At 33.5% G+C, this 1,377-nt stretch carries 2 protein-coding genes; both read right to left on the bottom strand.

All coding sequences use genetic code 11. The features are described from left to right. Positions 1–458 (bottom strand): hypothetical protein (locus HG1285_RS01430; protein ID WP_008289399.1); only part of this gene is annotated, 458 nt, incomplete at its 3' end. An 11-nt stretch (positions 459–469) separates the two neighbouring features. Beyond that, complete coding sequence (locus HG1285_RS01435) at positions 470–1,312, bottom strand: cytochrome c biogenesis protein CcdA (protein ID WP_008289398.1); 843 nt, start codon at positions 1,310–1,312, stop codon at positions 470–472. Positions 1,313–1,377 lie beyond the last annotated feature (65 nt).

Raw genomic sequence — 1,377 nt, 5'->3', positions numbered from 1 at the left:
GGTAATGTACTTACAGCTATAACATTATTGTTTTCATCTGTTATCTGCACATAATAATTACCCTGTAAATTTGGTAGTTTCCGTGAAAGAATAAAAACATTACCTTTACCTTTATATCCTTTACTATTTGGGTCTTCATAATTTGTTGAATCAATTACATTGGAAGGGTTATTTGCGTCAATAAATTTAATTTTTAAATTCCCACCACACAAATTATTTACATCATTCACATTGTTAACAGTTTGGGTTTTAAAAACAGTTCCTCCGACTGTTAAATGTCTAACCGGCTGTAAGTCATAATTATGACAGGCTAAACAATCTCTTCCTGGCATATGAAAGCCCTGCTTTGTTATTGTAGATGTGGTTGTTCCTTCACCTTCTCCTCCTTCACCACATGATGTCAATAAACCTATTGATGTCGTCAAAAGAAATAAGCTGATTAAAAGTTTTACTTTCATAACTTCCTCCATTACTCAATAGTGCTTGATATTATGCTTAAATTTCCTGTAGCAAGAAGTATGCCAATTACTATTAGTAATACTCCCCCTATTAGCTCTACTATGCCGAAAAATTTACTGAATTTACTTACAAACTTTATAAATCCAGTCCAGAGCAGTCCTGCTACAATAAATGGAATTCCAAGACCTATTGAGTATGCAGTTAAAAGGAGTATCCCTTTTGTTATTGTATCTTCCTGTGCTGCAAGCATAAGAATAGAACCTAAAACAGGGCCTATACATGGACTCCATCCAGCTCCAAATGTTAGGCCTACAACAAATGAGCTTAAAATTGTTGCTTTAGAGTCTTTTTGAGTTTTTAATTGCTTGTACAGTAAAAGATGTGCATTAAAATAATACAGTGCCATCACAACTGCCCATATACCTGCGAGAGTAAAAAGTGTTTCTTGGGAAATAAGACCAAAAGTAAAAAGAGCAACAAATAACAAACCGACGCCGAATGCATATTTAGAAAAATCAGGTTTTAAAAACACATTTGTAAAATGAAGTCCAAAAAACACAACTAAAGCTCCACCAATTTTAGCAATATATTCCTGGTAATCTGTTAAAAATTGACCTATAAATGATGCAGAAGCTCCAAGTAAAATAAATATGGTAGAAAATCCTATAACGAAGAACAAAACAGGTATTACTGCTTTTAAGTTTATTTTGGGTGAGTTTTGCTCCTGTTGGACTACTCCCATATTAGCTCCTGTAATGTATGATAAATAAGCAGGAACTATTGGTAAAACGCATGGTGCAAGAAAACTCAGCAGTCCTGCAACAAACGCTGTAATAATTGTTAGATTTTCCATTTTCTTTACCTCCAACAAAATTTTTGTCTCTTGTATTTCAACATTTATGCCAGTTTATTGGTTTG

Source organism: Hydrogenivirga sp. 128-5-R1-1 (genome assembly GCF_000171895.1).
The sequence above is the reverse complement of the archived record's forward strand: the minus strand, read 5'-3'. Positions and strand labels throughout refer to the sequence as shown.